Source organism: Xanthomonas sp. SHU 199, assembly GCF_000364665.1.
GTDB lineage: Bacteria > Pseudomonadota > Gammaproteobacteria > Xanthomonadales > Xanthomonadaceae > Xanthomonas_A > Xanthomonas_A sontii.
Genome location: NZ_AQOI01000242.1, coordinates 1 through 4,731 on the forward strand (window position 1 = coordinate 1; position 4,731 = coordinate 4,731).

Sequence of the window (4,731 nt, forward strand, 5' to 3'; positions counted from 1 at the left end):
ATCGCCAGCCGCCGTTGCGGCTGCGCGGCGCGCAGCACCGCGGCGGCATGGCGCAACTGGGCATGCCGGCGTTCCTGCTGTTGCCGCCACACCGCCGCCAGCCGTCGTCCGATCTCGTGCTGGCGGCGCTGCAGCAACTGCAGGCGCACCTGCGGGCTCTGCGCCTGCAGGCGCAGCAGGGCGCGGTCGGCGCGTTGCTGCGCTTGCCGCAGCCGGTGCTGCTGCCAGCGCAGCAACGCGGCATGCTGGGAGCGCAGGCGCGCGCCGAGATCGCGCTGGTCGGGGACCAGCAATTCGGCGGCGACCGACGGGGTGGGCGCGCGCAGGTCGGCGGCGAAATCGGCCAGGGTCACGTCGGTCTCGTGGCCGACGGCCGACACCACCGGGGTGACTGCCGCGGCGATGGTGCGTGCCAGGTGTTCGTCGTTGAACGCCCACAGGTCCTCCAGCGAGCCGCCGCCGCGGGTCAGCAGGATCGCGTCGTAGCGGCCGCTGGCGTCGGCCTGGCGCAGCAAGGCGGCAATCTGCGCCGCGGCGCTGTCGCCCTGGACCAGGCTCGGCAGGATGTCCACCTGCAGCAGCGGCATGCGCCGGCCGAGCACGCTCAACACGTCGCGCACCGCGGCGCCGCTGGGCGAGGTGATGACCGCCAGGCGCCGCACGAAGCCGGGCAGGGCGCGCTTGCGCTCGCTGGCGAACAGGCCTTCGGCGGCGAGCCGGGCCTTGAGCTCCTCGAACGCCCGGCGCAACGCGCCTTCGCCGGCTTCCTCCAGATGATCCAGCACCAGTTGGTAGTCGCCGCGCGCTTCGTACAGGGTCAGGCGCCCGCGCGCCAGTACGCGCAGGCCTTCGCGCGGCACAAACCGCAGCCATTGGCTCTTGGGCTTGAACATCGCGCAGCGCACCTGTGCGCGCGCATCCTTCAGGGTGAAATAGAGGTGGCCGGACGAGGGGCGGGTGACGTTGCCCAGTTCGCCTTCCACCCAGGCCAGCGGGAAGGCGCTCTCCAGCAGATCGCGGGCCAGCGTGTTGAGCTGGCTGGGACTGAGGATCTGGTCGGCGCGATCGGACATGCGGGCAGTGCAGGGCGTACGGGCGCCTATCCTCGCACGTCCGCTTTCGGCGCCGGTGATGCCGGCGCTGCCACACTCGCCGGTGCTTGCGCATGTCGGGCCAGCGCCCACTGCACGTGCTCGCGCACCAGCGGCGAGGGATGCTGCGCGCGCGCGCCTAGCGCGGCCAGTACCTGTGGCGTGGTCGGCGCGTTGCCCAGCGCCACTGCCAGATTGCGCAGCCAGCGCTCGTGACCGCTGCGGCGGATCGCGCTGCCTTCGGTGCGGCGCAGGAACTCGTCTTCCTCCCAGGCGAACAGCTGCGCCAGCGTGGCCTTGTCCAGGTCGTTGCGCGCGCGGAAGTCCGGTTCGTCGCTGCGCTTGGCGAACTTGTTCCAGGGGCAGATCAGCTGGCAGTCGTCGCAGCCGAAGATGCGGTTGCCGATCGCCGCGCGCAGTTCCTCGGGAATCGCGCCGTCGTGTTCGATGGTGAGGTAGGCGATGCAGCGGCGCGCATCGAGTCGGTACGGCGCGACGATCGCCTGGGTCGGGCAGACGTCGATGCAGCGCGTGCAGGTGCCGCAGTGGGCGCTGGCCGGCGGGTCGATCGGCAGCGGCAGATCGACGTAGATCTCGCCGAGGAAGAACCAGGAGCCGCCGTTGCGGTCGATCAGGCAGGTGTGCTTGCCGATCCAGCCCAGGCCGGCGTCGCGCGCCAGGGCGCGTTCGAGCACCGGCGCCGAATCGACGAACACGCGGTGGCCGAACGGGCCGATCTCGTCCTGGATGCGTTCGGCCAGCTTCTGCAGGCGGTTGCGCATCAGCTTGTGGTAATCGCGGCCCAGCGCGTAGCGCGCGACGTAGGCGCGCTCGCCGTCGCGCAGCGTGTCCCAGGCCGAATCGTCGTCGTTGCGGCCGTAGTCCAGGCCCACCGAGATCACCCGTAATGTGCCGGGAATGAGTTCGGCCGGGCGGGAACGCTTGTCGCCATGCTGGGCCATCCAGTGCATCGTCCCGTACAGGCCCTGTTCCAGCCAATCGCGCAGATGCGCCTCGTCCTGCTGCAGTTCGATGCCGGCGATACCGCAGCGCTGGAAGCCGAACGTGCGCGCCAGCGCGCGGATGCGCGCGGCGGCGGTGTGGGGATCGGCGATGTCGAGGCGGGCGGACATCGCGCAAGTATAGAATCCCGTGCATGTACGACTGCTTCGATCTCCATGCCACCGCGGACGCGCGCCGCATCGATGCGCAGGCCACCGCGCTGCTGGGCGGCGACGGCTACACGCTGATGCAGCGCGCCGGCCAGGCCGCGTGGCAGGCGCTGCTGCAGCGCTGGCCGCAGGCGCAGCGCATCCTGGTGGCCTGTGGCAGCGGCAACAACGGTGGCGATGGCTACGTGCTGGCGCGGCTGGCGCATCGCGCCGGACGCCAGGTGCGCGTGCTGCAGTTGCCCGGGCGCGGTCCGCAATCGCCGCTGGCGCAGCGCGCCTGCACCGACTACATCGGCGTCGGCGGTCGCATCGAGGAGTTCGACGCGGCACTGGCGCCGGCCGACGTAGTGGTGGATGCGCTGCTGGGCATCGGCCTCAATCGCGCGCCGGATGCCGAACTGGCGGCACTGCTCGGCGCACTGGGCGGGCTTGGCGCGCCGGTACTCGCGCTGGATGTGCCCAGTGGCGTGGACGCCGAGTCCGGCAGCGTGCCCGGCGCGGTGCTGCCGGCGACGCTGACCTTGCAGTTCATCGTGGCCCACGCCGGTTTGCATACCGGTGCGGCCTTGAACCATGTCGGCGAGCGCGCGCTGGCGACGCTGGAGGTGCCGCTCGCCGCGTTTGCCGATTGCGCGCCGCGCGCGCAGGCCTGGACCGTCGGCGCCTTGCGCCGCCATCTGGCGCCGCGCCGGCAGGACAGCCACAAAGGCGATTCCGGGCATGTGCTGTGCGTCGGCGGCAATCTCGGCAGCGGCGGAGCGGTGATGCTCAGTGCCGAATCGGCCCTGCGCAGCGGCGCCGGCCTGGTCAGCGTGGCGACCCGCAGCGCGCACGTGGCACCGCTGCTGGCGCGCTGCCCGGAGGCGATGGCGCATGTGGTCGACGAGGCGGCGGCGCTGGCGCCGTTGCTGCGCAAGGCCAGCGTGGTTGCGCTCGGTCCCGGGCTTGGCCAGGACGCCTGGGCGCAGGCGCTGTGGCAGACGGTCCTGGCCGATGAGGATCGCGCACTGGTGCTGGATGCCGACGCATTGAATCTGCTCGCACAGGCGCCGCGCGCGGTGCCGCAGGCGGTGCTGACCCCGCATCCCGGCGAGGCCGGGCGCCTGCTCGGCATCGCCACCGCCGAGGTGCAGCGCGATCGCTTCGCGGCCGCTGCGGCCTTGGCCGAACGCTACCAGGCGACGATTGTGCTGAAGGGGGCCGGCAGCCTGGTCGCCGCGCCCGGGCAGACGCCGCGGGTGATCGCCGCCGGCAATCCGGGCATGGCGGTTGGTGGCATGGGCGATCTGTTGACCGGGGTGATCGCGGCGCTGCGCGCGCAAGGGTTGCCGGCGTTCGAGGCGGCCAGCGTCGGCGCGCTGCTGCATGCCGGCGCCGGCGATCGCGCGGCCGCCGACGGCCAGCGCGGCCTGCTGCCCACCGACCTGTTGCCGGCGCTGCGGCGCCTGTCCAATCCGGAATCCGAACCATGAGCATCAGCTTGTTCCTGCCCGACAGCGAGGCCACCGAGCGCCTCGGCCGCGCGCTGGCCGCGACCCGCCCGGCGCAGGCCGCGGTGCATCTGCACGGGGATCTGGGTGCCGGCAAATCGACCCTGGCACGGGCGCTGCTGCGCGCGCTCGGGGTGCAGGGCGCGATCCGCAGCCCCACCTACACCCTGGTGGAGCGCTACCCGCTGGCCGATGGCGAGGCCTGGCACCTGGATCTGTACCGCATCGGCGCGGCTGGCGAGCTGGATTTCCTCGGGCTGGACGAGGGCGGGGCCACGCTGTGGCTGGTGGAGTGGCCCGAGCGCGGCGGCGACGTGCTGGCGCCCGCCGATCTGGACGTGCGCCTGGCGGTGCACGGCGACGGGCGTCGTGTCGCCCTGCAGGCACGTACCGAGGTGGGGACCGCCTGGCTGGCGCAGCTGGCCCAGCAGACCGACTTGCAGGGACTTTTTGCCGGCTGACGCTAGAAAGTGAAGGCAGGTTATGGATTATTAAGGGAAAACCGCTTGCCTTTGACTCCCGGCGATGTTTGAATCGCGTTATGCGCCCGGGGACCCGTTTTTTCGCCAGTTTCGCCGCTGCCGCAGGCTGGTGCCTGGCGGCGCAGACGGCGTTTGCCGGGCAGGTGCAGTCGGTCTCGCTCGACAACGGCGCCACCGGCACCCGCGCCGAGATCCGTCTGCAGGGCAGCGGTGGCTTCAGCACGCTGTCGCTGGCCAATCCCAATCGCCTGGTCGTCGATCTTCCCGATTCCTCCGCTGCCAAGGGCCTGAAGCTGCCGGCCGGCGGCGGCGTGGTCAGCGCAGTGCGCACCGGGCATCCGGTGCCGGGCACCTTGCGCATCGTGTTCGACCTGAGCAGCCAGGTGGTGGCGTTCAAGCCGCAGATGCAGACCATCGGCGGCAGTTCGGTGCTGGTGATCGAGTGGCCGGGCGAGGCACCGGCGGGCAAGGCGGTCGCCGCCGACGCGCCGGCAGC

At 71.9% G+C, this 4,731-nt stretch carries 5 protein-coding genes; 3 read left to right on the forward strand and 2 right to left on the reverse strand.

Annotated elements, in window-relative coordinates; genetic code table 11:
* Both xseA and queG read right to left on the reverse strand, forming a co-directional pair.
* Positions 1-1,073, reverse strand: a 1,073-nt coding sequence (xseA, locus tag D183_RS0109700; protein WP_017908820.1) for an exodeoxyribonuclease VII large subunit, incomplete at its 3' end; no start/stop codon positions are given.
* Positions 1,074-1,099: 26 nt separating this feature from the next.
* Complete coding sequence (gene queG / locus D183_RS24370) at positions 1,100-2,224, reverse strand: tRNA epoxyqueuosine(34) reductase QueG (RefSeq protein ID WP_017908821.1); 1,125 nt, start codon at positions 2,222-2,224, stop codon at positions 1,100-1,102.
* Between the two features lie 23 nt (positions 2,225-2,247).
* Between queG and D183_RS0109710 the strand changes: the two genes are divergently transcribed.
* The 3 genes from D183_RS0109710 to D183_RS0109720 all read left to right on the forward strand — a co-directional run.
* The gene (locus D183_RS0109710; protein WP_017908822.1) at positions 2,248-3,735 is read left to right on the forward strand and encodes a bifunctional ADP-dependent NAD(P)H-hydrate dehydratase/NAD(P)H-hydrate epimerase; all 1,488 of its coding nucleotides are present in this window, start codon (positions 2,248-2,250) and stop codon (positions 3,733-3,735) included.
* Entirely contained in the window at positions 3,732-4,214 is a 483-nt protein-coding gene (tsaE, locus tag D183_RS0109715) for a tRNA (adenosine(37)-N6)-threonylcarbamoyltransferase complex ATPase subunit type 1 TsaE (protein ID WP_017908823.1), read from the forward strand. The genes D183_RS0109710 and tsaE overlap by 4 nt, the downstream gene beginning before the upstream one ends.
* 80 nt (positions 4,215-4,294) lie before the next feature.
* The coding region (locus tag D183_RS0109720; RefSeq protein WP_026144343.1) for an AMIN domain-containing protein at positions 4,295-4,731 on the forward strand (437 nt) is incomplete at its 3' end.

What these genes read in the sequence shown, in the direction of transcription:
- D183_RS0109710 (WP_017908822.1), top strand. Translation starts at nt 2,248, where the DNA reads ATGTACGACTGCTTCGATCTCCATGCCACCGCGGACGCGCGCCGCATC.
- queG (WP_017908821.1), bottom strand. Translation starts at nt 2,224, where the DNA reads ATGTCCGCCCGCCTCGACATCGCCGATCCCCACACCGCCGCCGCGCGC.
- tsaE (WP_017908823.1), top strand. Translation starts at nt 3,732, where the DNA reads ATGAGCATCAGCTTGTTCCTGCCCGACAGCGAGGCCACCGAGCGCCTC.